At 57.4% G+C, this 22,409-nt stretch carries 16 protein-coding genes; 2 read left to right on the forward strand and 14 right to left on the reverse strand.

Annotated features, from left to right (window positions below; translation table 11 throughout):
- Window positions 1–93: 93 nt before the first annotated feature.
- Window positions 94–1,215, reverse strand: a complete 1,122-nt coding sequence (locus Thiosp_RS03765) for a lipocalin-like domain-containing protein (protein ID WP_201067228.1) — start codon at window positions 1,213–1,215, stop codon at window positions 94–96.
- Between the two features lie 218 nt (window positions 1,216–1,433).
- Window positions 1,434–4,136 carry an FtsX-like permease family protein gene (locus tag Thiosp_RS03770; RefSeq protein WP_201067227.1) on the reverse strand — a complete coding sequence of 901 codons (2,703 nt, stop codon included), beginning with the start codon at window positions 4,134–4,136 and terminating at the stop codon, window positions 1,434–1,436.
- A gap of 333 nt (window positions 4,137–4,469) precedes the next feature.
- Between Thiosp_RS03770 and Thiosp_RS03775 the strand changes: the two genes are divergently transcribed.
- A complete protein-coding gene (locus tag Thiosp_RS03775; protein WP_201067226.1) occupies window positions 4,470–4,754 on the forward strand; it encodes a helix-turn-helix domain-containing protein in 285 nt (94 codons plus the stop codon).
- Entirely contained in the window at window positions 4,714–5,991 is a 1,278-nt protein-coding gene (locus tag Thiosp_RS03780) for a type II toxin-antitoxin system HipA family toxin (RefSeq protein ID WP_201067225.1), read from the forward strand. Before Thiosp_RS03775 ends, Thiosp_RS03780 begins: the two co-directional genes overlap by 41 nt.
- A 157-nt stretch (window positions 5,992–6,148) precedes the next feature.
- On the opposite strand, the gene Thiosp_RS03785 is transcribed toward Thiosp_RS03780, so the two are convergent.
- The 12 genes from Thiosp_RS03785 to Thiosp_RS03840 form a co-directional block, all read right to left on the reverse strand.
- On the reverse strand, window positions 6,149–7,486 hold the full coding sequence (locus tag Thiosp_RS03785) for a protein kinase domain-containing protein (RefSeq protein ID WP_201067224.1): 1,338 nt from the start codon (window positions 7,484–7,486) through the stop codon (window positions 6,149–6,151).
- A gap of 50 nt (window positions 7,487–7,536) precedes the next feature.
- The gene (locus Thiosp_RS03790; protein WP_323696825.1) at window positions 7,537–8,187 is read right to left on the reverse strand and encodes a hypothetical protein; all 651 of its coding nucleotides are present in this window, start codon (window positions 8,185–8,187) and stop codon (window positions 7,537–7,539) included.
- Between the two features lie 314 nt (window positions 8,188–8,501).
- Window positions 8,502–9,637 (reverse strand): IS630 family transposase gene (locus tag Thiosp_RS03795; protein WP_323696471.1). Its coding sequence is split into 2 segments (ribosomal slippage): window positions 8,502–9,211 and window positions 9,211–9,637, totalling 1,137 coding nucleotides; the frame shifts between segments, so codons are not numbered across the junction.
- The gene (locus Thiosp_RS03800) at window positions 9,634–11,781 is read right to left on the reverse strand and encodes a serine/threonine-protein kinase (protein WP_201065458.1); all 2,148 of its coding nucleotides are present in this window, start codon (window positions 11,779–11,781) and stop codon (window positions 9,634–9,636) included. The genes Thiosp_RS03795 and Thiosp_RS03800 overlap by 4 nt, the downstream gene beginning before the upstream one ends.
- 33 nt (window positions 11,782–11,814) lie before the next feature.
- A complete protein-coding gene (locus Thiosp_RS03805; protein WP_201065460.1) occupies window positions 11,815–12,510 on the reverse strand; it encodes a hypothetical protein in 696 nt (231 codons plus the stop codon).
- 68 nt (window positions 12,511–12,578) lie between these two features.
- Entirely contained in the window at window positions 12,579–15,077 is a 2,499-nt protein-coding gene (locus tag Thiosp_RS03810) for a S1 RNA-binding domain-containing protein (RefSeq protein WP_201065462.1), read from the reverse strand.
- Window positions 15,078–15,103: 26 nt separating this feature from the next.
- Window positions 15,104–16,573, reverse strand: coding sequence for a hypothetical protein (locus Thiosp_RS03815; protein WP_201065464.1), 1,470 nt, complete (start codon window positions 16,571–16,573; stop codon window positions 15,104–15,106).
- On the reverse strand, window positions 16,570–18,252 hold the full coding sequence (locus Thiosp_RS03820) for an Hsp70 family protein (protein ID WP_201065465.1): 1,683 nt from the start codon (window positions 18,250–18,252) through the stop codon (window positions 16,570–16,572). Before Thiosp_RS03820 ends, Thiosp_RS03815 begins: the two co-directional genes overlap by 4 nt.
- Window positions 18,249–19,382, reverse strand: a complete 1,134-nt coding sequence (locus tag Thiosp_RS03825; RefSeq protein WP_201065466.1) for a hypothetical protein — start codon at window positions 19,380–19,382, stop codon at window positions 18,249–18,251. The genes Thiosp_RS03820 and Thiosp_RS03825 overlap by 4 nt, the downstream gene beginning before the upstream one ends.
- 465 nt (window positions 19,383–19,847) lie before the next feature.
- On the reverse strand, window positions 19,848–20,009 hold the full coding sequence (locus Thiosp_RS03830) for a hypothetical protein (protein WP_323696826.1): 162 nt from the start codon (window positions 20,007–20,009) through the stop codon (window positions 19,848–19,850).
- Window positions 20,010–20,068: 59 nt separating this feature from the next.
- The gene (locus tag Thiosp_RS03835; RefSeq protein WP_201065468.1) at window positions 20,069–21,655 is read right to left on the reverse strand and encodes an ATP-binding protein; all 1,587 of its coding nucleotides are present in this window, start codon (window positions 21,653–21,655) and stop codon (window positions 20,069–20,071) included.
- Between the two features lie 44 nt (window positions 21,656–21,699).
- Window positions 21,700–22,377 (reverse strand): ABC transporter ATP-binding protein, encoded by a 678-nt coding sequence (locus tag Thiosp_RS03840; RefSeq protein ID WP_201065470.1) that lies wholly within the window; start codon window positions 22,375–22,377, stop codon window positions 21,700–21,702.
- Window positions 22,378–22,409 lie beyond the last annotated feature (32 nt).

The following is a 22,409-nucleotide window of genomic DNA, read 5'->3' on the forward strand; positions in this document are numbered from 1 at the left end:
GAACGGATTAAACGACAGGGACCTCGGCAATGACCGGGTCCCGCTGTATTTTATAGCGCGACCGTCGGCTTGCTTCAAGTCGCTCGCGTGCGGTTAGAGTCGCGACTGACGCTGCCAATACCCGGTCATTTCCAGATAGCCACGGCCGATTTCAGCGGGCCTGGCGCTGTCTTCTCCCCTGTCAGCTTGCTCAAGCACCTGAACCGCGCCCTCCCAATAGATGGTCGCGGTGGAGCGGCGCGCGTCGAGCTCCTGGTCGTCCATCAGTGGCACCAGGCGCAGGCGCTGGCCGGGTAGATCCAGTTTCCATTCGATCGGGTAGCGGGTTCCGGTGCGCGACGATTGCCAGAAGCGCTCGGGCGTGAAATCGATCTCATCCGGCATCAGGATGCGGGTTGGCTGCCCGGGGCGAACCAGAGTGCCGCCGGCCCAGAGCTTGCTTCCATCGACCTGGCGCATCCGATAGGCCATCAGCGAGCCCCCGTCGTTCAGGTTGATGCCGATCCAGTCCCAGCCCGCCGCCTGCTCGGGCAGATAGGCGGTGGACCATTCATGGTCTAGCCAGGCGTGTCCGGTAACGGCGCGCGCTTGGTTCTCGGCGGCTTTCGGCCCGCTGTCAGCGCCGGTTTTCGTGTCCGTGGCGGACAGGCGCAACTCCCCGGTCACCGCGAGCTGGGGGCGACTGTAATAGTAACTTGCGTCGCTCGGGTCAGGGCTTTTCTGACTGAACCCGTCGCGGCCATTGAGCACGGGCGGGGCGGGCGGGGTCAGGCGCAGGTCGAAGGCGAAGTCATCGGCCTGGATGCTGGCGTGATAGCTGTCGGTGGTCGGGTCGCGTTTTAGCGCCCAGTCTTGAATCCAGACGTGGGTGTCCTCGCGCGACAGCCCGGCCAGCGGCGGCAGCTCGCGCGCGGCGCGCTCGTCATGCAGCAGGTGGCCGGTGTCCGGATCGGCTAGTGCGGCATGGGCGAGGATCAACTGCCGGGGCGCGAAGCGGCTGGGATTATCAGCGCCGATGCCGGTCGCGGAGCGAAAGAATGTCACCTGAAAGCCGCGCTCGCGGCCTTGGTCGTCGGTGAGCCAGCCGGTGATGTACCACCATTCGGTGCGGTAGCTCGGATGGGCGCCGAAGTCGCGCGGGAAGCTCAGAGCGCGCTCGGGGGTCACCTGGGTGAAGTGGCCGGCATCCTCGGCGATCGCCGGAACTGTCGGCATCCACAGCAGTATCGAGACCGCTATCCAAGCCGGTATCCAGGACAGAACCGCGCACAGAGCCGGGATGCGTGCGATCGGCGCGGCCAGGGACCGTAATTGGTTCGCTATCCCGCGAACCCGGCGGTTCCGGTGCCGCGACTCGGTGCGACCGGCTCTCTGGTGCTCGGAATCATGCCATCGAGGTCTGGCAAGGAAGGTTTTGGGTCGCGCCTGCTTCATCACCAATCCTCCCGCACCGCCAGCACCGCGTCTTGTCGCATGGCCTGATTGCCGGCAACCCGCGCTGCGGCAGCAGCCAGCACCACCATGGTTGTCGCGAACAAGGTCAGCAGCACCACCGGCACCGCCAGCTCCATGCTCCAGTGGAAGCTCTGGCGGTTGATGACCTCGATCAGCACCCAGGCGATGCCACCGCCGGCGATCAGACCAACCAACACCGAGAGCAGGGCGCCGAGCGCCGCCTCCAGCCCCAGCAGCCGGCCGATGTCGCCCCGGTTGAGCCCGAGATGACGCAGAATGCCAAATTCCTTGCGCCGGCTGCTCGCAAGCGCGGCAAAGGTGGTGGCGATGCCGAACAGGCCAATCAGCACCGCCACGCCTTCCATCAGATAGGTGACGAGAAAGGTGCGGTCGAAGACGGTCAGGATCATCGCGCGCAAATCGCCGGGCAGAATCATCTCGCTGACCGAGTCGCCCAGGGCGGTGCGAATGCTGTGCATGATGGCTTCCGGATCGGCGTCTGGCGCGAGCATAAGTCCCAGGTCGTTGGTCAGGGTGTCGCCGCTCAGTGCGCGGTAGTCGTCCATGCGGATGACAATGGAACCGTGCTGGCGCGCGTAGTCACGCCAGATGCCTGCGATGGTGAAGGCGCGCAAGGTGCCGCCAAACGGCAGCTCCAGGCGATCGCCGACGCCGAGCCCACGCTGATCGGCCAGCGCCTCGGAGATCCAGGCCGGTGGCAGCGCATCCTCGCGCCTTTGCAGACTGCCGGCCACCAGCGGCAGGCCGCCAGCACCATCGACACGCCGCGCGATCAGACTGACTGCCGGCCCAACGTTTTCGAGCTGGCTGTTCGCGAATTCGCCGCTCTCTAGCTGGCTGTCGCCCTGCTGTTTATCTTTGCGCGAGCTGCGGTCTGGCTGACTGGGGGCAGCCCGGGCGCTATCGAGTCGGACGCTGTCGAAGCGCACCGGATAAAGCTCCCACACGCCGGGCAGGGCGCGCACTTGCTCGACCTGATCGGGTGCGAGAAAGCCGCTGGCGCTGGCGTCCGACGCGCGCAGATAGAGATCGGCCGGCAGCATGCGCGTGAGCCAGTCATCGACCGAGCCGCGAAAGGAATCGACCATCACCGCCATGGAGGCAGCCAGGGCGACGCTGGCGACGACTCCAGCGCCAGCGACCACCGTCTGCCCGGGGGCGGCGGTGAGGCGCGCCTGCGCCAGCCGCGGAATGGGGCCGGCAGCAAACACCAGCCCAAAGCGCAGCCAGCCAAGCAGTCGTGTTACGCCTGGCAGGGTGAGGATGGCAGCGAGCAAAATCAGCAGCACCGCCAGATAGCCGAACACCGGAATGCCCCATACCGGCGGCAGGGTGCAGAGCAGCGCCGCCAGCCCGGCGCTGCCAAGCGCCAGGGTCCAGCGCGGACGGGCGCGATAGGCCTCGGCCTCATCTCCAGCTTTCAGCGCTTGTGCCGGGGCGGTGCGCGCCGCTTCCCGCGCCGGCAGCCAGGCACCGGCCAGGCCGGCTCCCACGCCAAGGGCGACATAACTCAGGGTGGCGAGCCATTGCCAGCTCAACTGCGGATTCAAGCCGCGAAAGAACCCGGCACCGAGATCCCCGCCGACGGCGGTGAAGGCCAGGGCCGCCAGCAGATAGGCCAGTAGTGCGCCGATCAAGCCGCCGAGCAGTCCCAGCAGGGCACCCTCGGCCAGCAGACCGCGCCACAGCTCCGCGCGCGTCAGCCCCAGCGCGCGTAGAAAGGCCAGCTCCTGGCGCCGGCGCACCACCGCGAGCCACTGGGTGGAGAACACCAGAAAGCCGCCGGTGAGCAGCGCAATGGTGGCGAGCATGGTCAGATTGACGCGATAGGCGCGCGTCAGCCCGAGGGATTCGCTCGCGGCCTGTTCCGGCGGCAGCACAGTGAGACCCGGCGGGAGCTGCGCGGCAATGGCGGCGCGCGCCTGCGCCGGCGGCAGATTCTCGCGCAGGCGCAGATCGATGCGGCTCAGCACGCCAAGGCGGGAAAACTGCCACTGGGCCGCGGCGATGTCCATCACCGCCAGTTCCTGCCCGACGCCGGCGGAGGGCACGCTACCGGCGACGCGCAGCCGGAGTTCCTCGGTGCCGGCCTGCAGGGTCAGACTGTCGCCGGGCTTGAGTTCGAGTCGCTCGGCGGCGGCCGGGCTCAGAAAAAGTGCATCCTCGCGCAGAGTCGCGAGCAGATCAGGGGGCGAGCGCCTGGCGTCGGACTGGGGAGCGTCGGGGTCCGGCGCTGGCTCTGACTCTGAATCTGACTTCGGCGCGTTGGCAACGTCGGCATTGGCAGGCTCGGGCATCAGCGCCGCATTCACCGCCGCCAGGCTGAGCACATCAACGCCAAGAATGCGCAGCGTCTCGCGACTGCCCGGCAGCCGCGCACTCAGCTCCAGCACCGGGCTGGCAGCGGCCACCTCCGGCAGCTCGGCAATAGCCGCGAACAGGGCATCGTCAAACCCACTCGCGCCCGCCAGCACTTGCAGATCCGCCTGACCGTTCAAAATCCGCACGCCGCGCTGAAACTCATCCAGAGCACCGCGATGGATCAGCTGCACCGCCAGCCCCAGCGCCACCCCGAGCGCAATCGCCAGCACCGACAGTGCCGTCGGCAGCCGTCGCCGCCACAGGCTGGCGAGAAACAGATGGCGCAGGGTGGCGGTCATGATTATCCCTCGCATGATAACAAGAGCAACTTGAGCATCCTTTGCGGGTCTTCCCGCCTGGTACTGACATATTGGTGCCGAGCGCAGCGCGGCAAGCTCTTCAACCTTCCAAAAAGCAAGCAGCGATCACGATCATCTCACTGATTTCCGACGTGCGTGTCGTCTAAAGGCTCATGGTCCCGGCCACCTCGGATGATGAAGCCACGGGATTCACGGCAGGGGTTAGGACCGGCCCGCAATCGCTCGCCCCGCACCGATCTGGCCAGATTGCATTTCACAGTAAAAGCAATCAAAATTTCCTTTAGGTCAGAAAACGCCTAATAACGGAAATACATGTTTGCATTAACAGACGCCGAGCAAGCCACCTTAACGGCCTTGGGCGCACGCCTTCGCCGTCGCCGCCTGCTGGCCGAGGAGCCACAGTTTCGCGCGGCGGCCCGCATCGGGCTCTCGGTGCCGACCTATCGCAAACTCGAGCAAGGTGACCCCAGCGCGCAGATTGGTGCCTGGCTGCGCGCCATCCGACTCTATAGCGCGCTGGAAGACGTCGCTACGCTGATCCCTGAGTCGCTGTTCGATGCCGACCTCAGTCGCCAGCGTGCCCCGCGCCGCCAATGAGCACCAAAACGGGCAAGCGCTGATGCAACTCTCAGTCTGGCGCCGCACCCCTGGAGGTGCGCTCTTGCTTGTGGGCGAGTTGCGCGTCGCGCAACCGGACCAAGCCGCTGGCGGCCGTCAGCAGGGCGAATTCCGCTACGCGCCGGAATATCTCAACCATGCCGAAGCGCTTGCGTTGGACCCGATCCATTTGCCCCTGCGCCCCGGCATCTTCCCGGCCAGCGCCCCCGAGTCCGGCCTGCATGGCGTCTTCGAGGATTCCCTGCCCGATGCCTGGGGGCGCGCGCTCCTGATTCGCCAACACCGATTAGCGCGGGCTGATCAAGCCCCGGTGCGCTTGCTGGCATGCCTTGGTGGTCGCGGTCTGGGGGCGTTGAGCTATGCGACCGGGGATGCTCCGCCGGCCCCAGAGAGTCGGCCGGTATTGGACATAAAGACGCTTGTCGACGCCGCAGTGCGCTATGACGCCGATCCAGCCACAGTGAACGAGCGTGATCTCGACACTTTGTTCCGGGCGGCCAGCTCACCGGGTGGAGCGCGACCAAAAATCCTGTTGCACGATGGCGGCCGTGCCTGCATTGCCAAACTCGGCTCGACACGAGATCGCGCGGATATGGTGCGCGTCGAAGCCGTCTGCTTGGCGCTGGCGCGCGAAGCCGGCCTGTCCGTGCCGTCTTTTCGCGTCCAGGGCTTCGGCCGCCATGCCGCCTTGCTGGTCGAGCGCTTCGACTGCACCGCGCAGGGGCGCCGCCACATGCTCAGTGCGCAGACCTTGCTCGGCGCGACTGGCTGGTATCAGCTTGGCTACAGCGACCTGGCCGATGTGGTGCGCACCCTTTCCGGCAAGCCCGAGCAGGACATCCCCGCACTTTACCGACAGATGGTGTTCAACGCCATGCTCGGCAATACCGATGACCATCTCAAGAACTTCTCCTTTTATCACACCGGCGCGGCTTGGCGGCTGACTCCCGCTTACGACCTGTTACCCGACGAACCACGGCGCGGCGAGCATGTGCTGCATTTCGGTGCCGCCGGTCAGCGCCCAACCCGTGAGGCGCTGATGAATCTGGCGCGGACCTTTGGTGTCCCCACCATGGCCGCCACGCGCATTCGCGAACAGGTGGCCGCCGCCTTGAGCCAATGGACAGATCAATGCGAGCAGGCTGGGGTTCCGAGCGAGGATTGCCAGCGCCTGGCCGGCGACATTCAGCAGCGGTTGGCGCACTTGAGTGGTTAGAGTCCTTCAGGCAGGGGGATTGGCAGGCCTTACAGGGCCTGCGCGGCCAAGCCAGCGGTTGTCGATGATGCCGAACTTCACCTTTTATGCGCAGGTTTGTTAAGCCGCTAACAGCCAGCTTCCCGAGGTTCTGAAATGCTATTCCCGGGCACTCGGACTAAGATGTTTTCAACAACATCCGCAACCGACTCCATGCCTGCTTGCGCATGAACGGATCTCCTTCCAATGCTTCTAGACAAGAACTAAGATCCCCCGGAACGTCGTTCGCGGGCCAACCGAAGGGATCTCCTGTCAATGCAAAACGCAAACAGCGTCCGATCGAAAACCAGTCCATGCTGGGGGCCGGCGATACGCCCGGTTCGCGTTCGGGGGCGTCAAAGGGGGAGGCTGCGGCATCTTGACCGAGAGTGCTCACATCAAAAGCTGCCGCACCGAAAAAATCACATATACGAATGTCCTGCGGGGGTGATCCGGCAACCAGGATTGAGACCGGTTCGATGTACCGATGTACCACTCCGGCTGCATGCACGGCATCCAAAGTATTCACGATCAAGAAAAAGAGCTTGCGACATCCACACCAATCCAGCGGTTGATCGTCTACCAGGTCAGAGAGGGTTCGACGGGAGAAGAACTCGTTTACGAATACGGTCGCAGTTGGGGTGACCCTGTGATCATATAGTCGCAGAATGTTCGGAGTCGCTGTTTCTTGGAGCGATACCAAGTGGCTCTGGTGAGCTCTCATGACTGACTCCGCAGGTCGGTCAGCTGCGGTATATGGACAGACCTCGATCCGAACCCGCCTTTGCCTAGGCCGGTGCTGCACTCCAATGTATACGTCACGTGGCACCGGGCGTGGTCGACTCTCAAGCAGCTCGACCACCTCAAGGTCGCTGCTGAGAAAGCACGCAACGGGATTTTCCTCGGACAGGTGGCTGATCTCAAGGGCCGCAGCAAGCGCATCTGGGCTCGGGCGACGCTGGCGAAACTCTGCAGCGTCGGTGATCAGTGCATCCTCCAGTTCAGAAACCCTGCGAATCAAGAATCGTGCCCCTAGTGCGGTCCGTCCATGGAAGTTGGCGCCAAGCTGTGTGACGTCACAGGCGTCTGGAACAACGATGCATGACAGGACCTCCGGAATTGCATCTCCCGCACTTAGTCTGGAACTGACCAAGGACTCGGCAACCTTTGCCTTCTTGAAAGCGATGTCCAGTGGGTGAGAAAAGCCTTCCACGGGTATCCATCGGTCTTTGCGTTCATGTTCCCAGCCCGAGGCGCTATCACGGTATCGACCAGGCCACAACTCCTTGGCATCGATCGTAACCAGCTTTCCGCACATCAGAACCAACAGGTCATGCTCGTTTGGCAGGCTGCGGGTAGGATGTGGGAGAATGAGATTATTAGTTACGATTCCATCGATTCGGTCGAAGCCGCCAATCGTCGCCAGAAGAAGGCGCTCGAAATGATTTTGTGGCACACGTGACGATATAACACGCATATTGAACCTTTTTGCCTGATTACCGCAAAACCCAAAAAAATAGTTGGGAATTATCTGGGTGGTTTGACCAACAACAAAGTTGCATCATCCGTTCCAACAGTTTCAAGAGTCCACGAAATAATCTCTCCAGGCAAATCCATGGAGGGAAGCCGAAGAATATCGTCAGCACCGTCCGTTATCAGGGCCAAGCCAAGACAAGTATTCATGAAGACATCGCTGCAATGGAATGTCCTTGACCTGATAGCAGGGGTGGAGAAACCCAACATGTTTGCGGGCGTGTATCCCCTTCTTGGAAGACCGCCTTCGATGATTGGTTTGGGCGCTGAAGCCTGAACTAGCCAAACTTTCGTGTCTCCGGCTTCAGCCACCTTGATGCGACCAGAACCTGCATTCCAGGAGATAGCAGCCGCAGCAGCTCCGAGTCGCCAAGCTTGCCCCTGGAAGCTCGTGCGCAATAGCTCCCCGAGTGAACTCAGTATTGCCTCGGGCTCTGAGCAGTTTGTGAAGGCATTGCCGGCGGCTTCAAAAATCGCCTCTCTTGGCCAGGGTGGGCGTGCCGAGGCTCGGCCAGGTGCACCATCTACAACGAGGGCCACCAATTGCTCTTCCAGAATCTTGACAAAAGCCAAGTCGCAGCGATCGACCGGCGCATTGGGAGAAGTCTGCCAAAGCCGCGCGCACCCTTCCCAACGATCACTCATGCAAGATTTTCTCGAATATTCCAACGACTTCTTTCCAGCCAGAGGGCCGCCGGTCTGGCTCTGATTCAAGCAAGCGTCGGAGCACCTGGCCCAACCGCCTAGCACTTGGGGCGCTCGAGGCCGCCATCTTTCGGGCAAGGCCACCCTGAATTTCGGTAGGAGTGTTAGGCAATGACAGTTCTGGTAGCCAAGACTCAAGCAAAATCAATCCCATAGAGTACATGTCCCCTTGAGTTGTGCCAGGATAGCCGCTCCGGATCTCTGGGGCTTGGTAGGTGGCGCGCAGATCGAGATCGAGCTCATCGACTAGTACCTCATTTCAGCTTAACTTGCGGATATAAGTGCTTCAACTTCACACGCGCTTTGTCGTTGGTGAATTGCCAGTCGACGCCGATTTGGGCCTCGTTGCGTTGTTCTGCCCAGGCGGCGGTTTCGCGGCGAAGCGTTTCGATATCGCCGATGCGGCGGTCTAGGCACTGCTTGGTCATGACACTGAGTTCGATTTCGGCAATGTCCAACCAGCTGCCGTGCTTTGGTGTGTAGTGGATTTCCAAGCGCTCGATCAACCGCCGCGCTTCCTCAGGTGGGAAGGCTTTGTACAGAGAGGCGGGCGTATGCGTATTGAGGTTGTCCCAGACGATAACGACTTTCTCGGCGTCGGGATAGTCCACGTCCAGCAATGTCTTGATTTCTTGGGCTAAATCGATCGCGGTTTTGGTTTCGCGCACACTGACTTTGCGCCATTGCCCCAAGGGTTCTGTGATCATGAAGTTCACCGCCGTACCGGCGCGCTCATATTCATAATCGTAGCGTTCGGGTTGGCCCGGTTGCATCGGCAGGGGCTGGCGTGTCTCGGCAATCAACTGGGTCGGTTGTTCATCAATGCAGACAACTGGCTTCTTGGGGTCGTAGGGGCGGCGGTAGACCTCCAGGACATCTTCCATTTGCGCCACAAAGGCGGCGTCTTCCCCGGGGGGAATCACCCAGCACTTGCGCCGATGCGGTTGGAGTGCGTTTTTTTTAGTGCGCGCATCACCGTGGGTGCCGAGATGCTCTCAACGACATCCAGTTCCACCAACTTCCCCGCGAGTAAATTCAACGTCCAGCGCGCGTATCCGGGAGGCGGCTCGCTACAGGCAATTTGCACCAACCGCGCCTGCTTTTCCCCATCGAGCAGGGGCTCGCAGCTCGGGTGCTCACGTTGCTTGCGTGAAAGCGCCGCTTCAAATCCTTGTTCGACGAACCGCTCGCGAATGCTGAAGACAGTGCGCGGCGCGCAACCGAACGCCTCAGCGGCTTGTGCATCGCTCCAATTCGCCCCTTCGGCATCGACCTTGAGCAATACATTCGCATGTTTGATCTTCTGCGCCGCCGCTTGCCCTTTGCTCACCAGGTCTTCCAACAAACCACGCTCTTCATCGCTGAGACGGACTACATATTTCTTTGTCATAGCGGTATCTCCTTCTGCAATGCTCTAAGAGATACCACTAGCGGCTTGTTTTCGCAACATAAGCCGAAATAAGGTACTAGTGTCAGCACCGAGTAGTCATCATGTGCAGCGAGACCAAGGTCGATCAATACAGTGGCCTCTGGGCGTCCGCCTGGAAGCATAAGATTGCGCGGGGCGATGTCATTGTGTACAAAACCTCGGAGACGTTCATCGATGGCGGCGAGTATCGAGCTGAGACGGAAGCCCAGCCGAAGAACGTCTTCCGAATACCAGGCAGTTTTTGACTGCGATTGGCCAAATATTTCGGCAAGCGTGAGGCCGTCGATCCATTCGCAGACTAATGCCTCATTGCTTGGGCGAGCGAGGAGCCTAGGAATACCCTCTACACCAAGAAGTTCCTCTAGCAAACGCGCCTCACGATCAAAGAGCCTATTGCTGGCCCGTTGGTCGCTGCTGATGGTGTCAAGTAATAGCGTATGCTTTAGCGCATGGCGCTCACCTGTATTATCGTCAAGTACTGGTAGTACAAGGGCAAAGCTTCCTCGTCCAATGTCGAGGTCGTGAAGTCGCGACCAACGACCGAAGAAATGCTTCTTGGCTAGGATGTTATGCAGATACTCTTCAGCCAAATCCGCACGCTCCCGACGAAGATCTAAGCTATCTGCATGACGCAGCCATTCGCAAAGAATGTGGTGCGCAGTCTTCAACTCCCCCTGTTTTTTGGCCGCCCTCGCCACGGCGATGCAACGACCCATGCTGGGCGTCACCATGGGCTCAGAGGAATGTTGCTCAAGAACCCAACGTTCCACTTCCTCCCAATGCTCGAACAGCCAACTCGACGGCACTGCCCGGCCCAACACAGACCACGGAAGCACATCATTAGGAATTGCCGCGAGGCAGCGAAGAATCTTGTCGACGACAGCCGCAGAAGCTACTCCCCCGGGAGAATCTGGAACTAATCCCGCTGCAGAAGCCAATTCTGTCAACGCAAACTCGGGAGAGGGGAGTTCCCCGGTAGGTATTCGACGATTGATAAGATTTCCTAAAGCCGAGAGGCCTGAATCGGTCAAAATCGCAGCGAGCCTTTGGCTCTCCTGTCTTTGAACTAACCAAGCCGTCCAGATTTCATGCATCTCGCCTTCGTCCACCTCACCGATATTGCAGGCAGCCTTTTCGGATGGGGAATGGACGGTGCCATTTATCATTTCCTCATCATCTTCATCATTAGTTTCGGTTCCCTGTTTCGACAATAGGGACCGCAAGGCGCTGTAGTTGAGCCCGACTGACTCGGATTCTGAGGCTACACTCTCTCGCCGGGTATCCTTGACGGGAAAACCTGCTTGGATCAAAAAAGAGTCTTTAGGAGATCCAGAGTTGGTTATCGTTGGCGGAGTCTCCATTGACGGGGATTCTTGAGGGCGTCCTTGTTTCCTTTTGGCAAATATTCCACCAAGCTGTTCGGAAGAAAATTGCCTCAGTTCCGCTACGGGTGTCACAGCTTCAGGGATTTCGCCAGAGAGGTTAGCGAACTCCTGAGCGCCGTTCGCCAATGCATCGACCATGCATCGAGCATCATCAAGCGTTAATGGCTGCGACCACTCTGGACATCGATGCCCTGTTACACGACGGAAAACCTCCTCGACAGTCGAGCGGTTTTCTCCGTATCGAGTGCTCAGAATATGTAGCGAAACTACCGAACCAGCGCGCGTATGCAGGTTTTGCGAATCCTTGCGTTGCGCCGCGGCGGGGTTAGGTAGTGCGTCGACAATCCTTCTAGCATCATCTATATCTAAGGGGCTAGACCATTCAGGGCATTGCCGCCCCGTTAGCCGCTTGAATAGCTCTTCGATAGCTGTACGCTCAACGCGGTATGTTGAGCTCAGAACATGCAAAGATACCACTGAACCAGAGCGGGAAATCAAGCGATCAGTGTTCGCATTCATCTGTGGAGGAGCGGCTACCTGGTTGCTAGGTGATTGTTCGGCCTCAACATCAACAGCTCTCGCTTCATCTTTGCGGCAAGTTCCTTCTTGTAACCCCCCTGCGGGTGACTCTCGCGCTTCTGCCGTTAGAAGCTCCGTTTTGGGTAAATCGCACTCGATAATACCGCCCTTGCAAGTACGGTCTTGCAACGCTTCAACCATCCGTCTGGCATCTTCAATTTCTAGTGAGTGTGTTCATTTAGGGCACTCACGTCCAGTTACTTGGCGAAAAGCTTGTTCAATAGAAGAACGCTCGATACCAAACCTTGCTCCCAAGACTTGCGGCGATACGACGAAACCCGTGCGAGAACGCAAAGGGTCAAACTCCAGTTTCGGCTCTTGTGGTAAGGACACTTCAACGCCCGGTCCGCAGAGCCCACTATTTGCAGTAGGTTCGACTTCGACCCGGTGCTTCAGTATGTCGACAATTCGGCGAGCAGATTCAATATCTAGGGGCTTGTTCGATCGCGGGACATCCGGCCCGATCTTCGCGCGGTAGAGCGTAACTACGTCTGATAAAGGCATAATGTGACGACTGCTTATGACGTCCAGCGACACGATACTCCCTGATCGTGTGCGAAGCGGATCAAAAGGTGCGCCAGGAGGTTTCTGAAAAATACCATCACACTGCTCATTGAGCCCCCGGTATCTGCCGAACGAATTCCCCTCGATATCTCTTAGCGAGAGCCTGAGTTGCAATCCCTCTCTCCGCCAAGTGAGCAACTCGGTAACGACTTCGCTACCATCAGGCAGATCGTCTATGCCCTCCAAGACACAAGCAAGCTCTGGCCGCGAAAGTTTGCCCACAAGACCTGTATCGTTAAGCTCAATAAATACGTCTGTGTTGTCTCGGCCGACCACACGCCCACAGGCAATCGACCCAACCTTCATTCCCCTCATATCTCTTATCGGCGGCAGGCGCTTGATAAATCGTGATGAAACGTGAGCCGAATCTGAGTCTACTGAAGAGTTTTTATTCGGACAATATCGTTCTTTGATAGTACTCCGGCGTCCTCTGGGATACCGTTACTGCGAAGAAACGCATCCAGCCCGGGGGATAGAGTCACGAAAAAGCCAGCATCGCAGACTGAAGAAATCCGGCCGGTTGCAAAACTGCCGGGAGGATATCTATCCGCAAGACATAACCATGGGTTCCGTAGAAGGTTCTTCCGACTCAAACCGATCCGCCGTCTTTCTATGTCAAAATCCTTAATTGTTATTCTTACATTCGCACCGATCTGAAAGAGATTTTTGGGATGCGGAGGCTGCTTTAGCCATGTCATTTCTGATACATGAAGCAGTCCTTCAACTTCGTTACATAATTCGATAAAAACACCAAAATCATTGATGTTTTTAACTTTTCCATTTAGGATAGATCCCGCCGGAAACTCTTTAGCGAACTCCGCCAATGGGTCGATCCGCAATTGTTTAATACTCAAGCTAACTTGTGCTTTTTCTCGGTCGACGCTTAAGACCTGGACCTTTATTTTTTGTCCGGTCTTCAAAATCGCTTCAATATCCGTGCGGCCTTTTATTCGCGAGTAGCTGATTTCATTTTGGTGGAGCAGTCCGGTGATATTACCAATGCTTACGAAAGCTCCGTAATCGACAATAACTTTAACAGTACCAGTCAGAACATCGTCTTCGCAGATGTTATCTAGTTCCGCTTTGAGTTCTGAAGGCTGGAGAATATCCTGCGAAATAACTATATTCCGTCGATCGAGATCAAGTTTTATGATTCTAGCTGGAAAAACTTCGTTTATAAGTTCATTTCTACGAGTTCTCCAGAACTGATCAGATCTAGAGCAAGGAAGAAACGCAGTGATTTGATCTAAGTCAACGAGCTTAAGTTGTTTACCGCGGGGTACGTCATCAATCAATATTTCTGCTTTCCACCCACCTTTGACCACTGAGGTAACCCGCACTGTAATTGGCATGTCATTCTCAAAGCGGTACTGAAGAGTAGCAAAAAAAACCTCCGCCTCTTTCGTAAGAACCTTGATTAGTGGTAGAAGACCTCTTGGAGTGGCTACTGTGCCACGCAATATTGTCTCACGATCAACTACATGAGATTTATCAGCAACAATCTGACTTGTGCATGCGCAATTTCCATCGTCTAGAGTGACTTCATTAGGAAAATCGTGCTCACCACTAAAGCTTAGGCGCGTTCGACGTAATCGCCCCTCCGTTGTAACCTTCAGAGTCTTTAAATTGGCATCTGACTCAGTTACTCGGCCCCATATCCATCCGTATTGCTTAGGGGTATCGTTAAAGAGCCCTTGGCAGCCAAGCTCCCAAAGACATACGGATGGGAGCTGGTTCCAACTGGAAATATGTATTGGAATGCGCTTCCCTACTTCAGGAATGGCTTTCATCCACTTCAACGAAATATACGCCTCAAGCCCGAGAAGCACTACGCATCGATCATCATTATAGCCGATAACCTGCAAAGGAATCGGCACTCGTTTATATGTATCTTTGTATGAACCGAGAAATGGAGCGTATTGATACCATAGTAACAAGCCGACTGTACGTTGATGACCAGAGCCAATCTCTACCATCATGCCCCGATTTGTCATGGAAAGCGTGCGCGCCTCACAAATTATCATTCCAAGGGGATATTGCTTTTTGACTTGCTGCCACTCTGGATGGGTCGGACTCCTCAAGCAGATGAAAACATCAGCGGTAGTCATGTCAACGGAGAGTCGCGCATCCAGAACTTCACCGCTTAGAGGTGTTTTGATTGAACTCCACCCGCGATCTTCTGGAAATACTTGAGGAAACCATCCGAAGAGGTCAACTGTCCACTTGTCTGTGTCGGTTGTTGCAACTCTAACCTTGATGTCGGGTCGAGCACTGGCCAAGGATCGAAGCGAGTAAAGTCGAGCGGCAGACATTCCCCTAGGCAACGGCTCAACATGCGCGCATAACACAACAGGACTGCTTTGTGGATCGGAGACCTTGAGAGCTAGACTCTGACCAATAAAGGGATTGAGGTCTACCTGTAAGAATGAAGCAGGCCAAGGTAGGCCTGATCGATGCACTACGCCATCCTGCATCTTTTCTTTATAAGTGAATTGCCCCAACAGGGTATCGTGCTTTTGGTCATAGCGCGAAATTCTAAGAGAAACTGTTTCTCCTCTCGCTGGTTCTGCGGAATCGGTAGGCTGTTCCGGAAGATTCCACCGAGGATTGATTAGCGACCAACCGCCGCCGGTAAGGGGGAAAATAGCAACAAAGTGATCCGGCTCGACGCTATCAAATACGTTTTGGTCGATCAGAGTTTCTCGCCCGTCAGGTAGCAACACGACGCATTGTTCTTCCAAGGAGGTCAACACTCGGGCAATCGTGGGCTCTAAGGTTGACGCCGAGTGCGCCGAAGCATTCTCTCCCTTTTCATCATCGCTGTCTTCTTCTTCAGTAACTCCACCAAAGAGTTCCAAAAACTCGTCGCTCATATTGGTGCTCCGAGACGGAGGTGATCTTAAGCCAAGGATGCAGCAGTGAAGATTCGATCCCAGGCGAGTTGAATCTCCTCAGCCAATCTCGGAGAACCTTTCTGAATCAAATCGAAGAGGACAGTACGTGCTGACGCTCCCGGGTCGAGTTCCAATGTTCCGAACGCGCGAACTACCCCGACACGCACATCTTCAATATCAGTATCGGAAAATACGGTCCAAAGAGAATCCGCAAGTTGAGGTGTTGCTGCACGGCGCAGCACCCCTAGCGCATCGAGCGCGCGCACCCGTTCGTCTGGCGACTTTTCGGAGTCTTGTGCAACGGCGAGCAGCCTAGGAGAAACAACAGATGCTAAGCGCCGAAGTAATTGGCGCTCGGGATCGGTGAGCGTGCCATCGACAACGGAATCAATAAGGGCATCGACGTTGGCCTCTCCCCATTCAAGTTCCTGGTATCTTCTGAGGAAGGATTGGATCTCTGGGAGGGGGCGTCTTTTGAGCGCGGGCATGTGTTGCTCGACCATATCACGGACTGCTATTGCACCAGAATGGTTATGATTGTGCCCAGCCAAAGTTAGAAGCCCCCTTAATAGAAAACTAGTTGTTCGGGAAGCTTCAGCTGAATGAGCATCCTTGACAAAAGTGATCAGTGCATCGGTTGCCATAACACCGCCACGCATGATCATCTGCATCAGTAGGTGCTCGATTGGGCCACGGCTAAGAGGATTTGCAGCGTGATCTAGCACAAGTTGCGGTACGATAGCGTCTCCGTAACATGCCAACGCTAACATTAGAAAACCCCGCGGCTCTTTTGTGTGATATCTTTCTAGGTACTCTCTATAAAGGACCCCCAGCGTTTGCTCATCCTTGCGAAAATCAGCCGCCAGTTTCGAAAACAGTTTTTTTGCCGCCTTGTGTTCCTCAGTATGAGATTCTTTCCTGGTCATTACATCAGTCAAGTAGGCGATTACCGGCTCGAGGAATTCCGTTTGATTTAGCACTATGACGCGCTCAGCAATCGATTGGCGCAGATCAGGGTAACCGCGCTCCAAGTCGGCAAGTTCTGTTATCTCGGCTTCGTCCACCGGGTCTACATGTCTGACGAGCCAAACGATTCGTCGGACGTTGGGGAAGGGATGGACTTGTCGATCACGCAGGTCATCGCGAATAGTGCGCCGCCACTGTTCCCTGGGCGCATCTAAATAGCAACGGCGAATCATCCATACAACGTCGTCCTCTAGTCGGGATTCTGGCGGTATGCGCCAAGCGAGATCGAGCATTACTAAAGCGGTTTGAAGCTCACGCTTACGCCGTACCTGACGAAATAGGGATTCAATTCTGGTGCGCACAGGGGCATTCGGCGTCTTAGCCATGTCAACCAATGCCTTGCTGAATATGCGGCGTTGATGTGGATGAACGTGCTCAGATGCCTTTCTGAGCTTAAGTATTCGAGCAATCTGATTACCGCGCTCCCGCGCAACCTTCCATTTGCTCATACCGGGGCTCCAGGCTCATTTAGTGGGGGGAGTTGATGCCCGGTCCCGGTTACATCCCAGCCAGGAGCAGTTCCAACCGAGACATCGCCGCGAATCAATCGTCCTGTATTTGCTGAAAGATCCAGGCGTAGCTCTTGATCATCAGTCAGTTCAACCGTCAGTGAGATTGGGGTTTGGGCCGGAAGGATCTCAGGGAATGTCACAACCCGTCGGGCTAGGGGTGAAAGATCTGGTTCAGATTCCTCGGTTGTTGCTTGCGTACCCAGGTAGAGTTCGAGCTCCAACCGGTTATCAGGTCGCGGCATGAGGATGAGTGAAGGATGCTCAGTCGGCGGCATCGGAACCTCCTGCCGGAGGGGAACCAACTCCCGGAATTTATCCCGTGTAACCTTCAGGAATATCCCATCAAAAATGCGTTCGCGAACGTCGAAGCGACCGTCGCCGTAGCCAGCATCGAGACCGGCTTTCCAAGCTGCACCAAGCGCCACTGCAAACATTGGATCACGAATCATTGTCGGTTCTCGGCAAAAGATATGGTGCAACGCTAACTTAACGGGAGGTAAGGTCGCTGAACCCCCAGCCATCCAAACCTTCGTTACATCAAGTGGCCCAAGTTCAAGTTTTTCGTGGACCGATGCAGTATCCAAACTTTCTTGGATCGGTCGAAAGAATCCGAGTTCTGATCGACGTGCATCTGGGTCATCGACTCTGGGAAAGTATTCTTGTAATGCGTCGCGGAGGTCAGTCCCAGAGAACTCGGTGCGCCACTCCGGAACATATCCCAGTTCAGAGACATATACTGATTCAGAAATTGCAGCCCACCGTCCAGCGGGCTCATTCGACAGCACATCAGAAAGACGGTGTTTCAGATCCCGCGCTTTCTGCAAAAACAACCAACACAAGTACGTCCGGTCAGGATCGCTTGTGATCAGGCTATCAAGGGAGCCGAATTGTTTTTCAAAACGGTTCAGCAATAATCCCGCGATATTGAGATCGAAATCATCACCTGCTATTTCGTTGTAACGTGACTGACCCACTACGTCGAAGATCGTCTGGTTTGCTTCTCTGTGCATCCTTACCAGAGAAACGTCTAGCGTGCCGCCTCCAATGTCTATTACTGCATGTAAATCGTGTTTACTTTTGTCATTAGGTACGCCGGCACTGTGAAGTTCAGAAAGCAAAGCCGCCGTCGGTTCGTCAAAAAGCGATAAGGTAGTTGGCTCGAAGCCGGCCATTGCAGCAGCGGTCAATGTTGCCCGCCGCGCCTCGGTTCCAAAACAGGCAGGGATTGTGACGACGACCCGTTCCGGTGCTTGGCCATAGCTGCGGATGAGTTGATCGTGAACAATTTTCAATATGCAGGCAGATACTCGTTCTGGGGTCCAACCAACGCCACCGAATGTCCGAAACCAGTGACGCCCCATGTAGCGTTTGACCGACGCCAAAGTCTGTGCGCCTTTGATAAGAGCTAACTGACGGGAAAAGGCGCCAACGTAAACTCTTCCATCAAAAAACGTCACTACTGAGTCCAGCAATGGTAAGGATCGTGAACCCGCCGGTGGAAAATCGTCGACTGGCTGGAAGATAGGCACAACTTCAGGGGAGGAAGAGTTTGATTGCCAAACCGACAGCACCGTATTTGTCGTGCCAAGGTCTATCCCTGCGCAATAACGTGTCACAGTTTCCCTCCACAAGCACAGGGTTCGATGGCAACGATTCCGGGGATCAGCAACTCCCCTCTAAGGTTTACGCCCCGGCGCATGACTCTGACTTTTTGCAGACAATCGGTTGTGCCACGGCGAAAGGGGACCCCGGCCAGCTGCCAGGCAGGGTTAGGTAGCTTTATCTCAAGAACCGATGCCGGTTCCCCGAAGAATGTCAGATCATCGGTCAGGATTAAACGGCGCCAAGTGCGAAGTAGATCCTTTGCAAGTCCCTGTGCATCTTTTTCTGCGGCTGCGATCTCAATCGCCGGGTCTCCCCGGAGCACGAGAAATGGCTCCACAAGCACCGCCAGGACCTCATGCGGGAAATACCCAGTAACAGCGCCGTCACGTTTGGAAGACGAGTGTTGTTGTATATTCTCGCGCTCGGCGGTAGACGTTTTTGTCGAGAAGTTTTTGGTCGGCGTGGTTTGCTTTCGACTGCGTGCCATAACCAAAAAATTGAGAGGAAGAGATAATTTATCGGTATTTAGAGAGGATGTGGTGGGTACTTCGCTCCAGCTTCTTCGAGACAACGGCCGCCACATGACATGGAAGGCAACCCGGTAGCGGCCCTTGGGTGTTGTGGCTGCATTCCCCGCCCACGCCATGAGTTCATCAACGAGCTCAGAGGCAGCGTTAGGGATGTTTTGATCCGAGTCAAAACCGAGAGCCCCCTGACTTGGGCTTGCCCGCCGCCTGCCACGTCCAAACAGTGAGAAGCCATTGACCAAGTGAACCAGTGCGGCGGAGAGCCTTGGTAGACCCAAATCATCCTCGAGGTTCACGGGTTCGCGGCGCAAAATGTTCGCGAGATAGCCGACAAATTGCTGGCGAGGTTCGTCGGCGTTAAGGCCCAGCTCTGTTGAGAAGTCCTGCCATCGTGCATCGTCCACATGAAACGGCAGGTTTTCACGGCCAGCGAAAACAGTTGTTGCCAAAGGATCGCCGTACAGAAGATTTCCCAGCACAGCAAGCAGCAGCGACCATGCAAGCTCTTCACGTGCAATGGAGGTTGGCTGAGCGCTGTCCTGATCGTACCACGGAGAAGGTAGATTCCTGAGTTCGCTCTGCAATAAGCTGTCCACTATCGGGCTGGCATTCACGATCTTAACTCAGAGGTAGGCTTCTTGGTTGTATGGTGGGCACTATAAGTCTACAGCTTAGAGCGCCTACTGAAGTCGGTCAAGGGTTATCGACCAGTCGATCAGCAAGAAAGGTTTGATGTGTGTCAATAGACGACCAAAATCTTTGCGCTCAAATAAGGTCGGCTTGTTTAAGAAGAAGAGCTTGGTTTCCCGTTAATCTTTTCGTGTCAGGATGTAGGCGGTCTGATCGAGCGAATCAAATTGCGAGGCAAGCATGACCTCATAATCTTGATGGGGCGTGGTCGGTGCTTGGTCCGGAAACTGCTGAAGGAAAGTATATGGAATGCTAAGCAGGCTGGTTGGTAATGTTGAACGAGATGCTTGACCGTAACGAAAACAACACACATCGCCCTTCGCCGCCAAAGGGTTGTGGGGAGTTGATCGTTAGGTTGGTAGTGATTGGTTGCGCATGCCGTCGCCTGTTCAGAGCCAGTTGTCGAGTCGAAATCCGGGAATCCGTCTTATTCCCTCAAATTGTTGGTGATCAGAACCGCGTTCTCGGCCAGCGCGTTGCAGCTCTGCTCCAAACTGAAGCGGTGCGTCTACGATGGCGAAAATGGTGATGTGTTTGGCGGTTGCAGCCATCGACTGTTCTCTGTTGCCATGGGCGCGATATCCACCATCAGTAGCTAGTGGCCGTCCCGTCAGCCCCTGATGACCTGAATGCGGCGCCCGCCAGGGCTGCGCGCGGGGGTGCTGTTGGTGCGCTCGGCGATCGGAGGCTGATCGGGTCTGCGGTCGAAGATCACCAGCCAACCGCTGTCGAGGCCAAGCCCGGCCAGGTACTGGTCGATTTGCGCCAGTCCCGCGTTGAGTGGATCGGTTGAGCCCGGGCGCCAGACCTTCAGCTCAATGCCGAGCGTGACCTCGCCATGGCGCAGACACAGATCCATGCGCCCGGAGCCGATGGCATATTCGCGTTCCAAGGTGCCGCCGCCGTTGACCACCCGGTGCAGGAAGGCCATCAGCACCAGGTGCGGGGCGATCTCATGGTAGGGGGCGCTGGCGAGCAGCGGCTGGCCGTGCTGGCGCCAGAAGGCGAGGAAGGCCTCCATCAGACGATCGGGCACAAGCTGGCCGTCGGTGGCGAGCCAGGTCGGGCTGATGTGTGGCAGGGATGCCTGGGGCGTGTAGGCCAGTATTCGTGGCAGAACCTCGCGGTAGATGGGATTGGCCACCACGAGCCCGCCGGCGGGGTCCTGTCGCAGCAGCCCGAGGTCGAGCAAGTACTCGATATCATCGATGGGGACCTCGCCGAGACTGGTCCCCGCTAGCATTGGCTCGATGACGGCGCGCACGCGCGGCTCGCGCAGCTTGTCGGCGAGTTGATCGAGATGGGTGACACGCGCGGCGATGAGGGCTTCTTTCGCTTGCTCGATCATCTCGCGCTCGATGGGACGGGAGCGATCACGCCCTTCAGGGCGGCGAAAGCATGCCTCATAGGCGAGCGCATTGACCAGCCAGGGTTGGCCCTGGGTCAGCGCCCAGACCCGCTCCTGCGCTTGCGGGGTGAAGATCTGGCCGGTTTCCTGGGTATGCTCGGCGAGCAAATGTTTCACATCCTCTGGTGAGAAGTCCCCCAAGCGCAGCGACTCGGCCTTGATGTTGAAGGCGCTGCCGCCGGTGATGATGTCTTTCTCAGCGCTGGAGTGAATGCGGTAATCGCGCAGATCGCGCACGCCGCAGAGCACCACTGTTTGCGGAAAATGCCTCGGGCGCTGCGTGTAGCCCGCACGCAACTGGCGCAGCAGCGAGATGAGCGTGTCGCCGACCAGGGCGTCGACCTCATCGAGAAACACCACCAGCGGCAGCGCTGAGTTCTGGAATGCGCGCTGAGCCAAGCGAGCCAGGAAGGTGCGCAGCGCGCGCGTCGGGGCAGCCTCCGCCAAGACCTCGCGCGCCAGGGCGGGCAGCTCCGCGTCATCGTGCTCGCGCGCGGCATCAGCGGCGATTGTCTGCACGATGTCGGCCATGGCCATCGTCACATCCTCACGTGCCGCCTGGGCGCTTTCGAGATTGGCGTAGACCGCCCGATAGCGTCCGGCGCGGTTGAGATGCTCCATCAGCGCGAGCAGACAAGTCGTCTTGCCGGTCTGGCGCGGGGCATGCAGCAGGAAATACTTCTTCTGGTCAATGAGTGACAGGATCTCATCAAGATCCCAGCGCGACAGCGGCGGCAGGCAGTAGTGGTCGTCGGGTCGAACTGGACCCTCGGTATTGAAGAATCGCATCGGTGGGGCTGCTTGCCGGGGTGGAGCTCGATGTTCCTTCACTATCAGACATTGCCCGCTGCGATCAAGCCATCGCTGGTCAACCGCAACGTCTTCTGCGCCTTACCGGCGGCGAGCTGGGAGTGGGTGACCATTAGGGTGATGGCGCCGGCGTCGCGGGTGCGCTCGAACAACAAGTCCAGCACGCCTTCGGCGCGTTCCGGGTCGAGGTTGCCGGTCGGCTCGTCGCACAGCACCAGTGCGGGTTCATGCACCAGGGCGCGGGCGATGGCGACCCGCTGCATCTCGCCGCCGGAGAGGTGGCGCGGCCAGTCGTCGGCGCGGTGGCCGAGTCCGACTCGCGCGAGCATGGCTTGCGCGCGCTCGCGCGCGATCTTGTCCTTGGTCTCGAGCAGCCACAGGGGCAGGGCGACGTTCTGCGCCAGGGTCAGGTGCGGCAGCAGGTGGAAGGCCTGAAACACGAAGCCAAAGCGCCGCTTGCGCAGCTCGGCAAAGCTGTCGTCATCGAGCGCCGTCAGCTCCTGCTCGCCGAGATGAATGTGGCCGCCATCGGCCCGCTCCAGCCCGGCGATGCAGTTGAGCAATGTCGACTTTCCTACACCGGACTCGCCGACAATGGCCACCGACTGGCCCGGCTCCAGCTGCAGGGAGACATCGCGGAACAGGGGATGACCAAGGGTTGGGTCGAAGCGTTTGGTAAGACCAGCCAAGCGTAAGGTCATGATGGCATCAAGTGGCTCGGTGTGAATATCTG

This window comes from Thiorhodovibrio litoralis, assembly GCF_033954455.1.
GTDB classification, from domain to species: Bacteria; Pseudomonadota; Gammaproteobacteria; order Chromatiales; family Chromatiaceae; genus Thiorhodovibrio; species Thiorhodovibrio litoralis.

Excerpts from the sequence above, each read along its gene's own strand:
- Thiosp_RS03765 (WP_201067228.1), bottom strand. The coding sequence starts at position 1,215 with ATGCCGACAGTTCCGGCGATCGCCGAGGATGCCGGCCACTTCACCCAG.
- Thiosp_RS03770 (WP_201067227.1), bottom strand. The coding sequence starts at position 4,136 with ATGACCGCCACCCTGCGCCATCTGTTTCTCGCCAGCCTGTGGCGGCGA.
- Thiosp_RS03775 (WP_201067226.1), top strand. The coding sequence starts at position 4,470 with ATGTTTGCATTAACAGACGCCGAGCAAGCCACCTTAACGGCCTTGGGC.
- Thiosp_RS03780 (WP_201067225.1), top strand. The coding sequence starts at position 4,714 with ATGCCGACCTCAGTCGCCAGCGTGCCCCGCGCCGCCAATGAGCACCAA.
- Thiosp_RS03785 (WP_201067224.1), bottom strand. The coding sequence starts at position 7,486 with ATGCGTGTTATATCGTCACGTGTGCCACAAAATCATTTCGAGCGCCTT.
- Thiosp_RS03790 (WP_323696825.1), bottom strand. The coding sequence starts at position 8,187 with ATGAGTGATCGTTGGGAAGGGTGCGCGCGGCTTTGGCAGACTTCTCCC.
- Thiosp_RS03800 (WP_201065458.1), bottom strand. The coding sequence starts at position 11,781 with ATGGTTGAAGCGTTGCAAGACCGTACTTGCAAGGGCGGTATTATCGAG.
- Thiosp_RS03805 (WP_201065460.1), bottom strand. The coding sequence starts at position 12,510 with ATGAAGGTTGGGTCGATTGCCTGTGGGCGTGTGGTCGGCCGAGACAAC.
- Thiosp_RS03810 (WP_201065462.1), bottom strand. The coding sequence starts at position 15,077 with ATGAGCGACGAGTTTTTGGAACTCTTTGGTGGAGTTACTGAAGAAGAA.
- Thiosp_RS03815 (WP_201065464.1), bottom strand. The coding sequence starts at position 16,573 with ATGAGCAAATGGAAGGTTGCGCGGGAGCGCGGTAATCAGATTGCTCGA.
- Thiosp_RS03830 (WP_323696826.1), bottom strand. The coding sequence starts at position 20,009 with ATGGCTGCAACCGCCAAACACATCACCATTTTCGCCATCGTAGACGCA.
- Thiosp_RS03835 (WP_201065468.1), bottom strand. The coding sequence starts at position 21,655 with ATGCGATTCTTCAATACCGAGGGTCCAGTTCGACCCGACGACCACTAC.
- Thiosp_RS03840 (WP_201065470.1), bottom strand. The coding sequence starts at position 22,377 with ATGACCTTACGCTTGGCTGGTCTTACCAAACGCTTCGACCCAACCCTT.